Origin of the sequence: Pseudomonas lundensis, assembly GCF_015377145.2 — a bacterium.
Lineage (GTDB): Bacteria > Pseudomonadota > Gammaproteobacteria > Pseudomonadales > Pseudomonadaceae > Aquipseudomonas > Aquipseudomonas lundensis.
Genome location: NZ_CP062158.2, coordinates 1,641,711 through 1,658,070, shown reverse-complemented (window position 1 = coordinate 1,658,070; position 16,360 = coordinate 1,641,711). Strand labels below are relative to the sequence as shown.

Below are 16,360 nucleotides of genomic sequence, written 5' to 3'. Positions count from 1 at the left end.
GAACTTTTTTATCGTTATCAAGCCTGCAAGCGTCTTAACCCTCCGTGCGACGACGGCGCTGCAGCAGCGGCACCAGGTACACCGGCATGCGTGCCAGCTCAATCACCCGCGCCGCCGTGCGTCCCAGGTGGCTGAGCCCGCCCGAAGGCTTGCCATGACTGCCGAGGATCAACAGGTCAACCGCCAGGCTGTCGGACTGCTGCAAAATCACGTGCGCAGGCTCACCCTGAATCACCTTGACCGAGCGAATCAGGGCCAGTTCCTGCCCGCCTTCGCCCAGCTCATCGCGCAGACTTTGCAACACCCGTCCCTCAATGTTCGACAGCATGGTGCTCATGCCCTGCTGGTGCAGCGCACTGAACGCCTCTTCATCGAGATAACTCTGCAACACCGACTCCGCGAACAGCCCCATCGGCTCCACGGCATGCACCACATACAAGTCCGCACGGAAGGTACGCGCCAGCCCCAAGGCGTGCTGCATCACCAGTGGCGCATAAATACCGAGGTCATTGGCAAACAGTATCGAGCGAATCATGCGACCTCCCCCGACTCAATGAGTGGCCGAGATGGATTCAGCTTAGCAGCGCCAAGGGAAGTGCGAGGGCTATCACCGTGCTGTCAGTCGGCAGGCAAATCCTGCCGTTCGTTGCTGATACCGTGGGGCACATGCCCGGTTGCTACGACTTGCCGGGCGCGCTCGCAGTGACCGGCCTGATCGTCGAAAAACACGTCGGCCGCGAACGCTTCGAGAAAGGCCGACTTGTCTAGGCCGCCCAGAAACAGCGACTCATCCAGCCGGATATCCCAGTCACGCAGGGTGCGAATCACTCGCTCATGGGCGGGTGCCGAACGCGCCGTCACCAGTGCGGTACGAATCGGGCAGGCGTCGTCCGGGAACTCACGCTGCAACAGGTTCAGCGCCTCCAGGAACCCTTTGAAGGGACCGCCGCGCAAGGGGCTGCGCGCTGATTCACGCTCCAGGGATTGAAACGCTTCAATGCCGCCCGACTGATACACGCGCTCGGCTTCGTCGGAAAACAGCACCGCATCACCGTCGAACGCTATGCGCAGTTCTTTGTTTTCAGCCCGCCGCGTGCCTCCGGACAGGATCGTCGCGGCCGCAAAACCGGCATCCAGCGCACTGCGGACATCGTCGGCGTGGGTCGATAAAAACAGGTCGCAGCCAAAGGCATTGAGATAAGGATGCGGGTTACGTCCCCCGGAGAAGGCCGCTCGTGAAATCCCCAGCCCGTAATGCTGGATCGAATTGAAGACCCTCAAGCCCGTATCGGCACTGTTGCGCGAGACCAGCACCACCTCTACCCGCTCACGGCCGAGGGTGGCGTTGAAGCTCAGTAACTTTTGCACCAGCGGAAAAGCATCCCCCGGCGCCAGCACTTCATCTTCGTGTTCAATCTGGTACTGGCGATACGCTTCAATGCCGTGGGCCAGATACACCTCATGGCTCGCACTCAGATCGAACAGGGCGCGAGACGAGATCGCCAGCACCAACTTGCCTTTCAAGCCTTTACTCATGTCGCCTCCGCTGGCAGTGCATGGGGGTGGACGACCGGGTCAAGGCAGTTCGTCCGGTTCCGTCATCAAGGCCAGCCGGATGTGATGCGCCAGCTCGCCTTCACTCAAACGCGCTTTCAACTCGCCATAAAACTGGCCGTCACGCACCACCAGCAGGGTCGGCAAATGGAAAATCCCATAACGCTGCACCAACCCGCCGTTGTCACCCGCATCGATCCAGCACAGCCGGTCAATGGGCAGCGTCATCGCAGGCAGCCTGTGCCGGGCGACACGGCAGCTCGAACACCCGGCGCCGGTAAAAATCACCAGCGATGTACCGGGCAGCGCCAGCAGGTGCTGGTCCGCATCAAAATCTGTCAGTTCCATTTCACCCACTATACTGAGGCAAACAATATCAAAGTGCTGGCACTTGGAGTGTGCGTTCATGGGTCGTTTTTTACCTCACCCAGATGATATCCCCGCTGAGATTACGCCCCGCAAACACCCCGCCCTTTCACGCCACAAGCTGCACTCTATCAGCCTTGGCGGCGTTTCATGCAACAGCGACCGAGGCTGGAAGCGTGGAGCGGCCGTTGACATTCACATGCCCACCCTGGGCGAGGATGCGCATTACCAAGGCTATATCGCGTGGTGTGAAAAACGTGAACAGGGCTACCGCGTGGGCATTGCCTTCACCGATGCCCAAACACTGTTTGGTGCCCGCATGGGCGAACAGGTGTGCCAGATCGAACACTTTTACCGCTTGCAGCGACTACAAAACCCGCAGGTGGACAACCTGCAAGCGCTGGCGCTGGAATGGATCAGCCTGAACGCCGTGGACTTCTCCCAAGCCACCCTGGAGCGCGCGCTGACTCAACCAGCACTGGATTAAACCTGCGTGTGCCCATTGTCGGATAACCGCTTTACGCGTTAAGGTTCGGCTCCCCGTTGCGCTCAATCATGCTGTGCTCCGCCGCACGGGGATCGCTGGCGGCCGGCACCCGTGACCTGACGAGTAACACGATGGCTGATTTACCGATCGACGACCTAAACGTTGCCTCCAACGAAACCCTGATCACACCTGAACAGCTCAAGCGCGAAATGCCTCTGCGTGAAACTGCCTTGCAGACTGTGACCAAGGGCCGTGAGGTGATTCGCAACATCCTGGATGGCAAAGACCATCGACTGTTCGTTGTCATCGGGCCTTGCTCGATCCACGATATCAAGGCTGCCCACGAATACGCCGAGCGCCTCAAGGCCCTCGCCGCTGAAGTCAGCGATACGCTGTACCTGGTCATGCGGGTGTACTTTGAAAAGCCACGCACCACCGTCGGCTGGAAAGGCCTGATCAACGACCCGTACCTGGATGACTCGTTCAAGATCGAAGACGGTCTGCACATCGGGCGCAAACTGCTGCTGGACCTGGCTGAAATGGGCCTGCCAACCGCAACTGAAGCGCTGGACCCGATCTCCCCGCAGTACCTGCAAGACCTGATCAGCTGGTCAGCCATTGGTGCGCGCACCACCGAATCGCAAACCCACCGTGAGATGGCTTCGGGCCTGTCTTCGGCCGTCGGTTTCAAGAACGGCACCGATGGCGGCCTGACGGTAGCGATCAACGCGTTGCAGTCGGTTTCCAGCCCGCACCGCTTCTTGGGCATCAACCAGGAAGGCGGTGTCTCGATTGTCACCACCAAAGGCAACGCGTACGGCCACGTCGTGCTGCGCGGCGGCAACGGCAAGCCGAACTACGATTCAGTGAGTGTCGCCTTGTGCGAGCAGGCGCTGAACAAAGCGAACATCCGCCCGAACATCATGGTCGATTGCAGCCACGCCAACTCCAACAAAGACCCGGCCTTGCAGCCACTGGTCATGGAAAACGTGGCCAACCAGATCGCCGAAGGCAATCAGTCGATTATCGGCCTGATGGTCGAAAGCCATCTGAACTGGGGCTGCCAGGCCATTCCTAAAAACCTCGAAGACTTGCAGTACGGCGTGTCGATTACCGATGCGTGCATCGACTGGGCAAGCACCGAGAGCACCCTGCGCAGCATGCGGGCCAAGCTTAAGGATGTACTGCCAAACCGTGCTCGCGGCTAAGCACAGCCACGGTTGAACCTGCAGGAGCGCGCCCGCTCCTGCAGGGGTTTACAGCGCTACAGCGGAATCGAAGCCCGGCGTTCGCCGCGCTCATACACCACGTTGGCGCGCCCCACGATCAAAGGATCGAGCGCCCCGATACCTTTCAAATCCTTGTCGGCATACGGCAGCTTGTGCAGCACATAGCGCATGGCGCTCAGCCGCGCGCGTTTCTTGCAATTGGACTTGATCACCGTCCAGGGCGCATCCGAGGTATCGGTGTAGGAGAACATGCCTTCCTTGGCCTTGGTGTAGTCGTCCCACTTGTCCAGCGACGCCAGATCGATCGGGCTGAGTTTCCAGTGCTTGAGCGGATGTTTCTCGCGCTCCTTGAAGCGTCGACGTTGCTCGTCGCGGCTGACCGAAAACCAGAACTTGATCAGGTGAACGTTACTGCGCACTAGCATGCGCTCGAAATCCGGGGTCTGACGCATGAACTCAAGGTATTCATCGTCCGAACAGAAGCCCATCACGCGCTCAACACCCGCGCGGTTATACCAGCTCCGGTCAAACATCACGATTTCGCCGGCTGTGGGCAAATGCTGAACATAGCGCTGGAAATACCACTGGCCGCGTTCCACTTCGCTGGGTTTTTCCAGGGCGACAATCCGCGCACCCCGTGGGTTGAGGTGTTCCATAAAGCGCTTGATCGATCCGCCCTTGCCCGCCGCATCTCGCCCTTCGAACAGAATGACGACCTTCTGACCGGTTTCCTTGACCCACGCCTGTAGCTTGAGCAGTTCAACTTGCAGGCGATATTTCTCGCGCTCGTAGTTGCGTCGCGACATCAGGTTCTTGTAGGGGTAGTTGCCTTTGCGCCAGTCCGGTGCCAATTGATCGTCCGGGTGCAGGGGACGCTGGTGGAAAACCGACTCGCTTTCCTGGCTGAGCAATGCGTTGCGCAACACCACCGCATCGTCGGGAGACATGCCCGACATCAAGGTGCCCAAGGTCTGGATAAGGCCCTGTGTATCGCCCTGCGGAATCTGCTGCAGGATGTCTTTGACCGCCGCACTGGTGGCCGCCTGGCGCGACTGAATTTTGTCTTCGACGACATGCCGCTGAAGTTGCGCAGGGCTTTGCGTCGGTGCGACATCACCGGACTGTGTGCGGCGTGGGCGGGAGGTACTTGCCGCTTTTTTGGCTGCGGGCTTTACGGAGGCAGTGCGAGTGACCACATCGGTCATGAGATTTCCTTAAATGAACGGCGGATGATTCAAATAAATACAGCATCTGTCGCCCGACCGCCTAGACACAGATCAAAACCCCCTTGATCACCCTCGCAGCAAACGCAGACACCCCGCGAGAACGAAGGACTCGCGGGGTGCAAGGGGGTACGTTTTATACGGGGGTGCGGCAGATCTAACCCAGTTGCTCGTCCGCTTTCACACCCTTGCGATACACCTCATACACGATGACATCAGCGTTGAGTTCGCCCAGGTGCTTTTCAATCAATGGCTTGACGTCGTGCCATTCCAGCCCGCCGACGCCCGTGGCCAGCCGCGGTAGCGCCACACTTTTAATGTGTTCGTCAGCCACATACCGGGCCAGTTCGCGCAAAGCATGCCCTACGTTTTTCAGGGTTGCCTTGCCGGGCTTGGCCGCATGACCGGTATGCAACGAATCTTGAGTCAACAGGTTCACAATGCTGCGCACTGCGCCCTTGTCATCAACCCCTGACCAGCACCAGATTTCACCGGGCTGTGGGGCCTTGCTGTGGGCGGCGTGACGATAATCCGCCACCAAGGATGGCCAACGCTCGCGCAGAGCCAGCGCCAGGCCGGTATCGAAAGGATCCTGAGGCGCAATGCCGTGAGCAATCACCTGCGCTTGACTCAGTAAAATGTCGCCTTCGACTTCACGGATCATATGCGTTCTCTCCACAGTCATTAACCCGGGCTCGGCAACGCGCCGCCCCCGCCTGATTCCAGACTAAGCGAGGGGGTCAGTGATCACGTTGATTCAGGTCAATAGCGGCAAGAGCGGCGTCGGGCAATGCCCTGGACGGGCAGACGGCGCGCAGTAAAGGGTCAGAGTTTGGCTTGAGCGCGCTTGTGGCGCTCCATGTAACGCTCGACGTAAGAGCATGAAGGAATCACGTCATAGCCCATCTTCTCGGCGTAATCGAGGGCTTCTTCGGTCAATGCAGCGGCAATCCCGCGGCCACGCAGGGCGTTCGGAACAAAGGTGCGGTAGATATCCAGAGTCTGCTTTCCCAGATCCATGTAGGTCAGGTAAGCACGATGACCGTCGACAGTGGTCTCAAACTGGTGACCTGCCTGGTCATGGTGGATGGATAACGCCTCGCTCATCATTACTCCTCGCGGGTCTTGAACCGTGACCCCTACCTTACTGTTGTTTGTCGGCCGAGGGAACCACTGGGCACCCGGCTTGGGCCTCACGCAATAGCAAGACGCCAGCCTGTGTAAAGAGTAGTCAAACTCGGCATAAACGCTCGGTGCACGCGACGTGACCGGAGCATCTGTCGCCCAGCCTCATGCCAGACCATTGAACATTTTGCGCAATGTGGAAGCTATGACGAGACTCCGGCACTAAAGTCACTTGAAACCTGATGACCTGTCCCCAAATAGGGCGATGTGCTTAGTGCGTCAAACCGACTGTTTTACAAGCACAATCTGTTAAAGCTAGCCCATGGCCAGTCATTACCAATTATTTTTTTTGGTTCTTGCGCTAGGTCAGTTTACTTACTACAAGTAATGGGTAGTATGTACGCCGGCTGTTTCCTCATGTTGAAGGAGCAGCTTCAATTAGAAAGTCCTTGAAGGGGAACACGATGAACAACGTTCTGAAATTCTCTGCTCTGGCATTGGCCGCAGTTCTGGCTACCGGTTGCAGCAGCGTATCTAAAGAAACTGAAGCCCGTCTGACTGCAACTGAAGATGCAGCAGCACGTTCCCAGGCTCGTGCTGACGAAGCCTACCGTAAAGCTGACGAAGCGCTGGCTGCTGCTCAAAAAGCACAACAGACTGCTGATGAAGCAAACGAACGTGCTCTGCGCATGCTTGAAAAAGCAAGCCGCAAGTAATAGTCCTTCGGGGCTGTTACCAACCGACCCATTTTATGGGTCGGTTTTTTTTGCCTGAGGTATTTTCAACAGGCATTAAAAAGCCGCCGCAGTCAGTGACTGCGGCGGCTTTTAAACAGATCGATTACTGCACGTAATCGAGCGATTGCCCTTCTGGCACTTCGAGCACACCAGGCACTTGCGGTACGACAGCGGTGCTGATTCCGATCTCAGCCGGTATTCCCGTTTCTGCCACGACCACCGGGAACGCTTTTTCCTTGTCGATCTGAATGCTGTTTTCCAGTGCTTTGTGCTTGAGCACGAAGTTCATGAAACCAGCCCACTTTTGTTCTTTGTCTTCTTGAGTCAGATGCGACTTGTCGCTCTTGGCGAGCAGGGATCCGTCTTTGACGTTCAAAGGCTCGTGTACTTCGAGATACACCTTGCCGCCACTTACGCCCATCTTGTAAGGCTCGTTGATAATGCGAACGGGCGTCCCCACAGGCACCAACTGCGACATTTGCAAGACGTTCTTGTTCAGCATGCGGAAACAGCCGTGGCTCGTGCCCGTGCCAATACCGAACTTGGCATTGGAACCATGGATCAGGTAACCCGGCATGCCCAGCGTGAACTTGAAAGGCCCCAGAGGGTTGTCCGGGCCCGCGGGCACCACATTGGGCAGCGGATCACCATTGCGGGCATGTTCAGCCTTGATCGACGCAGGGGGCGTCCAGGTCGGGTTCGGCGTCTTGGCGGTGATTCGAGTCTGGCCCAACGGCGACCCCCAGCCCTCACGACCAATCCCCAGCGGAAAGGTGTACACCTTGTTTTGACCTTTGGGGAAGTAATACAACCGGTATTCGGCCAGGTTGATCACGATCCCTTCCCGCTTGCCGGGTGGCAGGATGAACTGGGTTGGCAACACGATGTCGGTGTCTACCAGCGTGCCATCGGGGTGCTTTTTGACCGGCAGCCAGGCATCGATGCCGGGGTTGGCCGCGATCATCTCCGAATAGCCCAGCTCATGCTCATTGCCCAAGTCTGCGAAGGAGTCTTCGTAGCGGCCCTTGATGACCTGTACCTGCCCCACCACGTCTTCACCGGGCGGTGGCAACGGAAACTCAAGAGCAGCAACAGGGCCTGCCACACACAGTGCGGCAACTGACAGACAACGGGTGACGGCAGGTAGGCGCGACAACATCCGGAACATCCTTCGCATAATCAACGGGGGACAAAAGGGGGAAAGTGTACACGCAGCCTGCCGGGTTCAGGAGGCGGCGTACCTCGCCGAAACAGTCAGACGAGGTAGATCATAGTTCAAAGCGCAATTCGGGCCAGATCGGCTCGGTGCCGCGGCGCTGCGATTCAATGATTGCGCGGCACAGCGGGCAGAGGCGGTGGTCCTGAAACACCTTGCGCGTGACGTCCGACCAACGCGGCTGCGCAGGCAGCAACGAGCCGCACAACGTACGGTCAATGGTGCCTCCCAGCTCCAATTGACGCGTCACCAGATGCACCCGTACCTCCTGGCAGGCGAACAAATCGAGCTGTTCATCGGGCTCGATCAGTTGATAGGCATATAAAGACCAGGCAGGACGCGACATCGGGGGCTCCAAATCGGGGGGGCGCCACCTTAGCCGAAACGCTGCGACTAGAAAAGCATCAAAGCAACGGTTTTAGCGCAGGCCACACATTATCCAGCAGGCGCTTCTGTCCAGCGGCTGCAGGGTGCAAGCCATCAGCCTGCATCAGCTCGGGATGCCCCCCTACGCCCTCAAGGAAAAACGGCACCAGCGCGATCTGTTTTTCGTCAGCCAGCTGCGTGTAAACACGGGCAAACGCCTCGGTATAGCGCACGCCATAATTGGGCGGCAACTGCATCCCCAACAGCAGCACTTTAGCGCCGGCGGTTTTGGCCGCATCGATCATCGCGGCAAGATTTTGTTGCAATTGCGCAGGCGGCTGACCGCGCAACCCGTCGTTGCCGCCCAATTCGACAATCACCACATCCGGTTTATGCTCTGTAAGCAGTGCGGGCAACCGGGCCTGCCCGCCCGCACTGGTGTCACCACTGATCGACGCATTGACCACCCGGTCGTCATGACCTTCGCGTTCAAGTCGCTGCTCAAGCAAGGACACCCAGCCCAGCCGGGTATCCAGGCCGAAACCCGCGCTGATACTATCGCCGACGATCAAGATTGTTCCCGCCGCTGCGTTCTGCGCCATACACATCAGGGCCAGAGCAGCACTTACAAACCACACACGCATCGGATTCTCCATGGGCGAACGTATTCTCACCGCGCAGAACCTTAGCAAAGTGGTACCCAGCGCGGAAGGCGAGTTAACCATCCTTCACCCGCTGAACCTTGAACTGCGTCAAGGCGACAGCCTGGCCATCGTCGGCGCATCCGGCTCGGGCAAGTCGACCCTGCTGGGATTACTGGCCGGGCTCGACCTGCCCAGCGCAGGTGAAGTCATCCTCGCCGGCCACGCCCTGAGCACGCTGGATGAAGACCAGCGCGCCAGGGTTCGTGCCGAACACGTCGGTTTTGTATTCCAGTCGTTTCAACTGCTCGACAGCCTCAATGCGCTGGAAAACGTCATGTTGCCGATGGAGCTGGAGGGCCGCACAGACGCGCGCGATCACGCGCGGCACCTGTTGGAGCGCGTCGGGTTGGGGCAGCGCCTGAGCCATTCCCCGCGTCAATTGTCCGGGGGTGAACAGCAACGCGTGGCCATCGCCCGGGCTTTCGCGGCCGAGCCCGACGTGTTGTTCGCTGATGAACCCACCGGCAACCTCGACAGTCACACGGGTGAGCGCATCACCGATTTACTCTTTGAGCTCAATCAAGAGCGCGGCACCACGCTGGTGCTGGTGACCCATGACGAACGCCTGGCACACCGCTGCCGGCGCCTGATCCGCCTTGAAGCTGGCCATCTGGTCGGCCCTCTGGAGCCTTGATGGCACGCATGCCACTGTTACGCCTGTTGAGCCTCGCCGTACGCCAATTGCTGCGCGATGCACGTGCCGGAGAATTACGCGTACTGTTCTTCGCCCTGCTGGTGGCGGTGGCGGCAAGTACCGCCATCGGTTATTTCGGCGCACGCCTGAACGGTGCCATGCTGCTGCGTGCCACTGAATTCCTGGGCGCCGACCTGGTCCTCGATGGCACCTCCCCCGCGCGGGACGAACAGGTTCGTTTCGGCAAGGAACTGGGCCTCAAGCATGCGCGGGTCGTGGAGTTCTCCAGCGTGATTGCCACCGACAACGGCATTCAACTGTCCAGCATCAAGGCCGCAGACGATGCCTATCCCCTGCGCGGCGAACTGAAAAGCGCTGCCCAACCCTACGCCCAAGAGCAGCCCGGCGGCGGCCCTGAACCGGGCGAGGCCTGGGCCGAATCACGCCTGCTGACAGCGCTGGACCTGAAGGTCGGTGACCCGATCGACGTGGGTTCAAAAACGCTGCGCATTACCCGTGTCCTGACCTACGAACCCGACCGGGCCGGCAATCTTTACAGCCTGACCCCACGGGTACTGATCAACCTGGATGACCTGGCTGCGACCGGCATCGTACAGCCCGGAAGCCGGGTCAATTTCCGTGAACTGTGGCGCGGCGAAGCGCCCGCGCTGGCGTCCTACCGGCAAGTCATCCAGCCCGGCCTTGACGCCAATCAACGCCTGCTGGACGCCCGCGACGGCAACCAGCAAATAGGCGGCGCACTGGGCAAAGCCGAGCGCTACCTGAACATGGCCAGCCTGGTGGCGGTGTTACTGGCGGGCGTGGCCGTGGCACTGTCCGCCACGCGTTTTGCCAATCGCCGCTTCGATGCCAGCGCGCTGCTGCGCTGCCTGGGGTTGTCGCGTCGCGAAACCTTGTGGCTGTTTGCCCTGCAATTGACCGTACTGGGGCTGCTGGCCAGCGTGGTGGGCGCCTTGCTGGGCTGGCTCGCCCAACTCGGCCTGTTCGCGCTGCTGCATGACCTGCTGCCGTCCGACGTCCCACCAGGCGGTCTGATGCCTGCGTTCGCCGGCATGGGCACCGGGCTGGTGGCGCTGGCCGGTTTCGCCCTGCCGCCACTGGCGGCGCTGGGCCGGGTGCCGCCGCTGCGGGTATTGCGGCGCGACCTGTTGCCGATACCCGCCAGTACCTGGAGCGTCTATGGCGCCGCCCTGCTCGCCCTGGGGTTAATCATGTGGCGCATGAGCCTTGATCTGGTGCTCACCTTCGCCCTGCTGGGTGGCGGAGTGCTGGCTGCGCTGGGCTTGGGCGGCCTGTTGCTGTTGGCCCTGCAAAGCCTGCGTCGCCTGTTGGCTGGCGCCTCACTGCCGTGGCGTCTGGGCCTGGGACAACTGCTGCGCCATCCCCTGGCCGCCGCCGGCCAAGCCTTGGCGTTCGGCTTGATCTTGCTGTCGATGGCGCTGATTGCCCTGTTGCGCACAGAGCTGCTCGACACCTGGCAGAACCAACTGCCCAAAGATGCGCCCAATTACTTTGCCCTGAACATCCTGCCCGCTGACAAAGAAGCCTTTGGCACGCGGTTGATGCAACTGCAGGCCACGGCAGCGCCCCTGTATCCGGTAGTGCCGGGCCGTCTGATCAGCATCAACGGCCAAGCCGTGCAAGGGCTCGTCAGCAAGGACTCAAGCGGCGACAAAGCCATTCAACGCGACTTGAGCCTGACCTGGGCCGCCAACCTGCCAGCGGGCAATGAGTTGACGGCGGGCCAATGGTGGACGCAAGACCCCGGCGACGGCATTCCCGGCGTTTCGGTCGAGGCCAAAGTGGCCCAAAGCCTGAAGCTCAAGCTGGGCGACCACCTGACTTTCAGCGTCGGCGGGGCGCGACGTGAAGCGCAAGTCACCAGCCTGCGCAGCATCAACTGGGACAATTTCCAACCCAACTTCTTCATGATCTTCCAGCCCGGCACCTTGCAGGACTTGCCCGCCACCTACCTCACCAGCTTCTATCTGGCGCCGGGCCATGACCGGGAAATCATCGAGCTGTCCCGCCGTTTTCCGGCCGTGACGATTTTGCCCATCGAAGCCTTGCTGGCCCAACTGCGCAGCATCCTGGCGCAGGTCACCATTGCCGTCGAATACGTGCTGCTGTTTGTCCTCGCGGCCGGTATGGCCGTGCTGTTTTCCGGCCTGCAATCCACCTTGGATGAACGCATCCGCCAAGGGGCCTTGCTCCGGGCACTGGGGGCCCGGCGCGCACTGTTGATCAAGGCCCGGCGGATCGAGTTCGGCCTGCTCGGTGCAACCAGCGGTCTGCTCGCCGCGATCGGCGCCGAACTGGTCAGCCTGGTGCTGTACCGCTTCGCGTTTGACCTGCCCTGGCATCCTCACCCGTGGCTGTTGCTGTTGCCGGTCGCGGGGGCATTGATGGTAGGGGCGGCCGGTGTCTTCGGCACACGCAAAGCGCTCAATACCAGCCCCCTGACAGTGCTGCGCGAGGGCTGATAGACTCGCCGCCTTCTCTGCCAATGGATTGCCCATGAGCCGCTACCGCCCCCCTCGCCCCGCCGGCACCGCGCTGATCACCCCCGAAGGTGAAGCGCGGATGCGGGCCGAACTGCACGAGTTGTGGCACGTGCGTCGCCCGCAAGTCACGCAGTCTGTCAGCGAGGCTGCGGCGCAGGGCGATCGCTCGGAAAACGCCGAATACACCTACGGCAAAAAGATGCTGCGTGAAATCGACAGCCGTGTGCGGTTCCTGACCAAGCGCCTCGAAAGCCTCAAAGTGGTCAGCGACAAACCCAGCGACCCCAACAAAGTGTATTTCGGGGCGTGGGTCACCATTGAGGATGAAGACGGCAAGCAGGCGCGTTACCGCATCGTGGGCCCGGATGAGCTGGATTTGAAACAAGGCTTGATCAGCATTGACTCGCCTCTGGCGCGCGCGCTGATCGGCAAGGCGCTGGATGCTGAAGTGCAGGTCCAGACACCCACCGGCGAACAGTGGGTGTATATCGTCGCCATCGATTACCCCTGACCGATACCCCCACAAAGATGTAGCGGCATATGTAGCAGCCGTTTAAAAGCTCAGTTCCCCTTCTATGCTCAGGTGTATCCACCAACGGTCATTCAAGGAGCGAAAGACCATGAGCACAACAACTAACCATTACTGGATGAGTGAAGTCCCTGACATCAACAGACTGCGCATTGGCGAACTCATCCTCCCCGGCAGTCATGATTCAGGCAGCGATAAACAAGCACCCGACTTCCAGTGGCCACAAGAAATCACCCAAGACTTCGCCCCCCTTCACCAACTCAGGCACGGCATCAGGGCACTGGATTTAAGGGTCGCGTTTTACGGCAAGTATCCGCCCGGTGATGCGCGGCGCTTTCAACTGTTCCACAAAACCTCATCCGGGCGCACGGTCGCTGGCGACATCCTGCAAGCGATCAAGACGTTTTACGCGGATGAACGGGCATTTAAAGAGATCGTCGTGCTGGACTTTCATGAGTTCAGGGACTTTACGGCAGAGGCGCACAGCGAACTTCAGGCGCTGATCCTCTCCATGCTGGGCGAACGCCTCGTGTCTGAAAAATGGGCCGGTTTAACGCTCGATGAACTCTACACCACCCATCCGGGGGCCAACGTGGTCGCGGCTTACAACCATTACACCAGCTCGACGTCGCTCTGGGAGGGTGTCGATCAACGTTGGAGCGGTAAAAACCTGATCTCCACGGCTGACCTCAAACACTTTATGGACAGCACCATTACCCGTTACAAAGCGCGAAACGCGTTGGTTGCCATCCAGTGCGCGAAATATGTCTTGCCGCTGCATGTGCCTGATGATTTCAAAGAGGTAATCAATCAGTGGTTCAAGTCGGAGCACTCAGAAAGTTACATTCAAAATTTCTTCATTATTAATACCGACTGGGCAACCCGCAGTGAACTGGTCAACAACTGCAAACACGCCAATCAAGTCAAAGCCCAACGTGTAACCTGACACGCTTATGGAGGCGCCGGGCATTGTTCAAAACACTCGGCGCACGTGTGCCTCAACGCAAGGTAATCAGCCCTTGGCGGGATATGCGTATCAAGTTGCGAATCACCGACTCGGCCTGTTGGGCAGTGGGCGACTGAATCACGGCCAGATCAAAACTGTCATTGGCAAACCGCGCCAGGCTGTCGTCGCCTTCCACAAACTGAATCAAAAATGCTGAAGCCCGTCCCTTTCGACGCGGCCAACCATCCAGATAACGCAACAGCGTCGGCTGGTGTTTGCCGCCCAACAGGATTTTTGGATTACGAAAGGTTTGATTCGCCGTGATCGGCGCAAGACGTACAAGGGGACGTGGCTGACTCATCTATCGGTTTCTCCGCCTCAGGATTCTGCGTGGCAGGTGAGAGGCAACACCGAACCAGCGCTTTAGCGGTATTTCAAGGCCTGTTACAAGCCTCTTGGGTGTTCAGTCGAACACCCGGCGCCCCGCAAGTAGCTGTTTAAATCGGCGCAAGAAAACATCCTAGATAAACCCGGTTACAACTGTCAAGAATGACGTTCTGAGGCAGTCCGCCGGGCAGTGAACCCCTGACAGCAACCCGCCTGCTCGTCTGTAGTCAGGTCAGACGAGCAGGCCTTTGGGCTTACTTATGGGCAATCGCCTGATCCAGGGACAATTTGCCCGCGCCCTCGATCAATACCGCCAAGGTGCCGCCCAGCAGCGCCAAGGCGAATTCATAGCCGTTGTTGGCCATGAACAGACCGTTACTGATATGCACCGTGAAAATCGCCACCAGCAAGGTAAAGGTCAGCCCCAGTGCGGCAGGCCGCGCCAGCAGCCCAATGATCAGCGCCAGCCCGCCAAAGAACTCCGTCCCGCCCGAGAGCAGCGCCATCAGGGTCCCGGGCGCCAGACCGATGCTTTCCATCCATTGCGCCGTACCCGCCAGACCGCCCCCGCCAAACCAGCCAAAGAGTTTTTGCGAACCGTGGGCGGCGAAGATAATGCCGACCAGAACCCGTAACACGGTCAAGCCGTAGCCCGCGTGAGTCCCCAAAACGGTGTGGGTCAATTTGTTCATGGTGCAGTCCTTTTCATCAGTCAGGTTGGGAGTGGCGCCATATTAATCAATTTTTATCCGGTTAAAAGCCGAATAAATGCCCAATAACAATCGGATTTATCGATTATTTGCGGGAAGCCAACTTCGGTTCAGCGGGCTCCAGCGCGTCGCGTTCCCGGTCGAAGGCCAAATAGTATTTATTCACACTATTAACATAGCTGACCGCCCCCATTCCCACCTGCTCCATGGCAATGCGCTCTACCTGAAAGAACCATTGATTGGGATTAAGCCCCCTGCGACGGGCCTCTGCGCGCATGGCCTGCACGCGTTCGGGCCCCATGTTGTAAGCCGCCAGCACGAACGCCATGCGCTCGCGTTCATTTAATTTGGGGCTGGCAAAGAACTTGCGCCGGATCATCGCCAGGTACTTGGCACCCGCCTGCACATTGCTGTCGACGCTTTGAATATTGTTGACGCCCACCCGCTGCGCCGCCGAGGGCGTAATCTGCAACAGCCCCATTGCGCCGCCCGAGCCTTTGGCATTCGGGTTCAGCGTGGACTCCTTGAACGCCAGCGCCGCCAGATTGAGCCAGTCCATGCCTTGTTGCTGCGCATGCTTTTGCAGCACCGGGCGCAGTTTTTCAAGCTTCTGCCGGTCTGCCCGCGCCAGCGGGTAGTGCACGCGATACAGGCGTCGATAGACGCGCTCGAACGCCACATTCTGATCGTCAGGCACGCTGTAGGTCGTCAGGAAGCGATCGATGCTGGCCCGCAACATCGACGCATCGCGACGCACGTACCAGCGCATGGCGCCCGGCTCGCTGACCAGCACTTTGCGATCAAAGCGCAGCTTGGGCATCAACGCAGCCCAACGCTCGGCAATCGGCTGTTCGACCAGGGTCAGGTGGTAGATTTTGGCTTGCACCATCTCCAGCACATCTTCGACCGCCAGGGTCGGGTCCACCCATTCGATTTTCACCGGCGGCAGTTTGCGCAGTGCCAGTTTTTGATTGATCAGGCTCACCGCTTCGCCAGCCGCACTGCCCGTCGTCAGCGCCACCGTGCGGCCCGACAATTGCTCAAGCCGGGTGAAGCGTCGCTCACCCTTGACCCCCACGAGAATCAGCGACACGCGATCAATGATCGGCTCGCTCGGGCTCACGGCATGGCTCGGTTTGACGTCCATCAGCTCGCCGGGCGCCATTAAGTCGCCTTCGCCGCGCAACAGCGCACCCAGCAGTTGATCTTTGGCTTTAGGGATGATTTTGAGGGTGATCTGTTGACCCGTTCGCGCATGGCCGTTGAGGTAACGCTCGAAGGCCCGCAAGCGATGGTATTCGACACCAATCGACTGGCCCTGCACTTCACCGGAACTGTTGCGGCTTTGGTTAACCAGCACGCGCAGCACCTGGCTGCTACGAATCTGCGCCAGATCGCGGACCTGACTCGGCTGCGCCGCCTGGAGCGGTCCGGGCAGGCGTGCCGTTGCCAGACCGGGCAACAGCATCAGGCACAGCGCAATCCACAGCGTCAGTCTTGTCATCCGTTCTCCGCAAAGAATACAGCCCGTCAGCGTGCCGGATTACCCGACAACCGGTCGCCCTTTTGGGGCATAAGGTGCGCTGCGAGCCGTGTGCAATTGCGCGGATACAGCGAATCCT

Annotated in this window: 19 protein-coding genes; 7 read left to right on the top strand and 12 right to left on the bottom strand. The window is 59.4% G+C overall.

Features of this window, described 5'->3' with window-relative positions; genetic code table 11:
* Positions 1 to 34: 34 nt before the first annotated feature.
* From IF654_RS08070 to IF654_RS08060, 3 genes are all read right to left on the bottom strand, one after another.
* Positions 35 to 535 carry a universal stress protein gene (locus IF654_RS08070; RefSeq protein WP_194862605.1) on the bottom strand — a complete coding sequence of 167 codons (501 nt, stop codon included), beginning with the start codon at positions 533 to 535 and terminating at the stop codon, positions 35 to 37.
* A gap of 83 nt (positions 536 to 618) precedes the next feature.
* Complete coding sequence (locus tag IF654_RS08065) at positions 619 to 1,536, bottom strand: 5'-nucleotidase (RefSeq protein ID WP_047274176.1); 918 nt, start codon at positions 1,534 to 1,536, stop codon at positions 619 to 621.
* Positions 1,537 to 1,575: 39 nt separating this feature from the next.
* Entirely contained in the window at positions 1,576 to 1,962 is a 387-nt protein-coding gene (locus IF654_RS08060; RefSeq protein WP_194862606.1) for a thioredoxin family protein, read from the bottom strand.
* On the opposite strand from IF654_RS08060, the gene IF654_RS08055 reads away from it, so the two are divergent.
* Positions 1,961 to 2,407: a PilZ domain-containing protein gene (locus IF654_RS08055; RefSeq protein ID WP_095009553.1), complete on the top strand. Its 447-nt coding sequence runs from the start codon at positions 1,961 to 1,963 to the stop codon at positions 2,405 to 2,407. The genes IF654_RS08060 and IF654_RS08055 overlap by 2 nt on opposite strands.
* A 131-nt stretch (positions 2,408 to 2,538) precedes the next feature.
* Positions 2,539 to 3,615, top strand: coding sequence for a 3-deoxy-7-phosphoheptulonate synthase (locus tag IF654_RS08050; protein ID WP_047274545.1), 1,077 nt, complete (start codon positions 2,539 to 2,541; stop codon positions 3,613 to 3,615).
* 56 nt (positions 3,616 to 3,671) lie between these two features.
* Here the strand turns inward: IF654_RS08050 and ppk2 are convergent, their stop codons facing one another.
* From ppk2 to IF654_RS08035, 3 genes are all read right to left on the bottom strand, one after another.
* The gene (gene ppk2 / locus IF654_RS08045) at positions 3,672 to 4,841 is read right to left on the bottom strand and encodes a polyphosphate kinase 2 (RefSeq protein WP_047281720.1); all 1,170 of its coding nucleotides are present in this window, start codon (positions 4,839 to 4,841) and stop codon (positions 3,672 to 3,674) included.
* 175 nt (positions 4,842 to 5,016) lie between these two features.
* Positions 5,017 to 5,523 carry a macro domain-containing protein gene (locus IF654_RS08040; RefSeq protein ID WP_047281719.1) on the bottom strand — a complete coding sequence of 169 codons (507 nt, stop codon included), beginning with the start codon at positions 5,521 to 5,523 and terminating at the stop codon, positions 5,017 to 5,019.
* A gap of 161 nt (positions 5,524 to 5,684) precedes the next feature.
* Positions 5,685 to 5,966 carry a GNAT family N-acetyltransferase gene (locus IF654_RS08035; RefSeq protein ID WP_047274167.1) on the bottom strand — a complete coding sequence of 94 codons (282 nt, stop codon included), beginning with the start codon at positions 5,964 to 5,966 and terminating at the stop codon, positions 5,685 to 5,687.
* Positions 5,967 to 6,448: 482 nt separating this feature from the next.
* Between IF654_RS08035 and oprI the strand changes: the two genes are divergently transcribed.
* Positions 6,449 to 6,700 (top strand): outer membrane lipoprotei OprI, encoded by a 252-nt coding sequence (gene oprI, locus IF654_RS08030; RefSeq protein WP_003172710.1) that lies wholly within the window; start codon positions 6,449 to 6,451, stop codon positions 6,698 to 6,700.
* 124 nt (positions 6,701 to 6,824) lie between these two features.
* Here oprI and IF654_RS08025 read toward each other — a convergent pair whose 3' ends face one another.
* From IF654_RS08025 to IF654_RS08015, 3 genes are all read right to left on the bottom strand, one after another.
* Positions 6,825 to 7,880 carry a L,D-transpeptidase family protein gene (locus IF654_RS08025; protein WP_047274164.1) on the bottom strand — a complete coding sequence of 352 codons (1,056 nt, stop codon included), beginning with the start codon at positions 7,878 to 7,880 and terminating at the stop codon, positions 6,825 to 6,827.
* A 109-nt stretch (positions 7,881 to 7,989) separates the two neighbouring features.
* The gene (locus IF654_RS08020; RefSeq protein WP_003446817.1) at positions 7,990 to 8,283 is read right to left on the bottom strand and encodes a hypothetical protein; all 294 of its coding nucleotides are present in this window, start codon (positions 8,281 to 8,283) and stop codon (positions 7,990 to 7,992) included.
* A gap of 58 nt (positions 8,284 to 8,341) precedes the next feature.
* Positions 8,342 to 8,947: an arylesterase gene (locus IF654_RS08015; protein WP_047274159.1), complete on the bottom strand. Its 606-nt coding sequence runs from the start codon at positions 8,945 to 8,947 to the stop codon at positions 8,342 to 8,344.
* 10 nt (positions 8,948 to 8,957) lie between these two features.
* On the opposite strand from IF654_RS08015, the gene IF654_RS08010 reads away from it, so the two are divergent.
* The 4 genes from IF654_RS08010 (at position 8,958) to IF654_RS07995 (ending at position 13,641) form a co-directional block, all read left to right on the top strand.
* Complete coding sequence (locus IF654_RS08010) at positions 8,958 to 9,641, top strand: ABC transporter ATP-binding protein (RefSeq protein ID WP_047282616.1); 684 nt, start codon at positions 8,958 to 8,960, stop codon at positions 9,639 to 9,641.
* A complete protein-coding gene (locus tag IF654_RS08005) occupies positions 9,641 to 12,145 on the top strand; it encodes an ABC transporter permease (protein WP_094989514.1) in 2,505 nt (834 codons plus the stop codon). Before IF654_RS08010 ends, IF654_RS08005 begins: the two co-directional genes overlap by 1 nt.
* 34 nt (positions 12,146 to 12,179) lie before the next feature.
* Positions 12,180 to 12,677 carry a transcription elongation factor GreB gene (greB, locus tag IF654_RS08000; RefSeq protein WP_047274153.1) on the top strand — a complete coding sequence of 166 codons (498 nt, stop codon included), beginning with the start codon at positions 12,180 to 12,182 and terminating at the stop codon, positions 12,675 to 12,677.
* A gap of 109 nt (positions 12,678 to 12,786) precedes the next feature.
* Positions 12,787 to 13,641, top strand: a complete 855-nt coding sequence (locus tag IF654_RS07995; protein WP_047282618.1) for a PI-PLC domain-containing protein — start codon at positions 12,787 to 12,789, stop codon at positions 13,639 to 13,641.
* Between the two features lie 52 nt (positions 13,642 to 13,693).
* Here the strand turns inward: IF654_RS07995 and IF654_RS07990 are convergent, their stop codons facing one another.
* The 3 genes from IF654_RS07990 to IF654_RS07980 all read right to left on the bottom strand — a co-directional run bounded on the left by IF654_RS07990 (position 13,694) and on the right by IF654_RS07980 (position 16,242).
* The gene (locus tag IF654_RS07990) at positions 13,694 to 14,002 is read right to left on the bottom strand and encodes a hypothetical protein (protein WP_047274149.1); all 309 of its coding nucleotides are present in this window, start codon (positions 14,000 to 14,002) and stop codon (positions 13,694 to 13,696) included.
* 280 nt (positions 14,003 to 14,282) lie between these two features.
* Complete coding sequence (locus IF654_RS07985) at positions 14,283 to 14,720, bottom strand: DoxX family protein (protein ID WP_047274147.1); 438 nt, start codon at positions 14,718 to 14,720, stop codon at positions 14,283 to 14,285.
* 103 nt (positions 14,721 to 14,823) lie between these two features.
* Positions 14,824 to 16,242 (bottom strand): MltF family protein, encoded by a 1,419-nt coding sequence (locus IF654_RS07980; RefSeq protein WP_194862607.1) that lies wholly within the window; start codon positions 16,240 to 16,242, stop codon positions 14,824 to 14,826.
* Positions 16,243 to 16,360 lie beyond the last annotated feature (118 nt).

What these genes read in the sequence shown, in the direction of transcription:
- IF654_RS08070 (WP_194862605.1), bottom strand. Translation starts at nt 535, where the DNA reads ATGATTCGCTCGATACTGTTTGCCAATGACCTCGGTATTTATGCGCCA.
- IF654_RS08065 (WP_047274176.1), bottom strand. Translation starts at nt 1,536, where the DNA reads ATGAGTAAAGGCTTGAAAGGCAAGTTGGTGCTGGCGATCTCGTCTCGC.
- IF654_RS08055 (WP_095009553.1), top strand. Translation starts at nt 1,961, where the DNA reads ATGGGTCGTTTTTTACCTCACCCAGATGATATCCCCGCTGAGATTACG.
- IF654_RS08060 (WP_194862606.1), bottom strand. Translation starts at nt 1,962, where the DNA reads ATGAACGCACACTCCAAGTGCCAGCACTTTGATATTGTTTGCCTCAGT.
- IF654_RS08050 (WP_047274545.1), top strand. Translation starts at nt 2,539, where the DNA reads ATGGCTGATTTACCGATCGACGACCTAAACGTTGCCTCCAACGAAACC.
- ppk2 (WP_047281720.1), bottom strand. Translation starts at nt 4,841, where the DNA reads ATGACCGATGTGGTCACTCGCACTGCCTCCGTAAAGCCCGCAGCCAAA.
- IF654_RS08040 (WP_047281719.1), bottom strand. Translation starts at nt 5,523, where the DNA reads ATGATCCGTGAAGTCGAAGGCGACATTTTACTGAGTCAAGCGCAGGTG.
- IF654_RS08035 (WP_047274167.1), bottom strand. Translation starts at nt 5,966, where the DNA reads ATGAGCGAGGCGTTATCCATCCACCATGACCAGGCAGGTCACCAGTTT.
- oprI (WP_003172710.1), top strand. Translation starts at nt 6,449, where the DNA reads ATGAACAACGTTCTGAAATTCTCTGCTCTGGCATTGGCCGCAGTTCTG.
- IF654_RS08025 (WP_047274164.1), bottom strand. Translation starts at nt 7,880, where the DNA reads ATGTTGTCGCGCCTACCTGCCGTCACCCGTTGTCTGTCAGTTGCCGCA.
- IF654_RS08020 (WP_003446817.1), bottom strand. Translation starts at nt 8,283, where the DNA reads ATGTCGCGTCCTGCCTGGTCTTTATATGCCTATCAACTGATCGAGCCC.
- IF654_RS08015 (WP_047274159.1), bottom strand. Translation starts at nt 8,947, where the DNA reads ATGCGTGTGTGGTTTGTAAGTGCTGCTCTGGCCCTGATGTGTATGGCG.
- IF654_RS08010 (WP_047282616.1), top strand. Translation starts at nt 8,958, where the DNA reads ATGGGCGAACGTATTCTCACCGCGCAGAACCTTAGCAAAGTGGTACCC.
- IF654_RS08005 (WP_094989514.1), top strand. Translation starts at nt 9,641, where the DNA reads ATGGCACGCATGCCACTGTTACGCCTGTTGAGCCTCGCCGTACGCCAA.
- greB (WP_047274153.1), top strand. Translation starts at nt 12,180, where the DNA reads ATGAGCCGCTACCGCCCCCCTCGCCCCGCCGGCACCGCGCTGATCACC.
- IF654_RS07995 (WP_047282618.1), top strand. Translation starts at nt 12,787, where the DNA reads ATGAGCACAACAACTAACCATTACTGGATGAGTGAAGTCCCTGACATC.
- IF654_RS07990 (WP_047274149.1), bottom strand. Translation starts at nt 14,002, where the DNA reads ATGAGTCAGCCACGTCCCCTTGTACGTCTTGCGCCGATCACGGCGAAT.
- IF654_RS07985 (WP_047274147.1), bottom strand. Translation starts at nt 14,720, where the DNA reads ATGAACAAATTGACCCACACCGTTTTGGGGACTCACGCGGGCTACGGC.
- IF654_RS07980 (WP_194862607.1), bottom strand. Translation starts at nt 16,242, where the DNA reads ATGACAAGACTGACGCTGTGGATTGCGCTGTGCCTGATGCTGTTGCCC.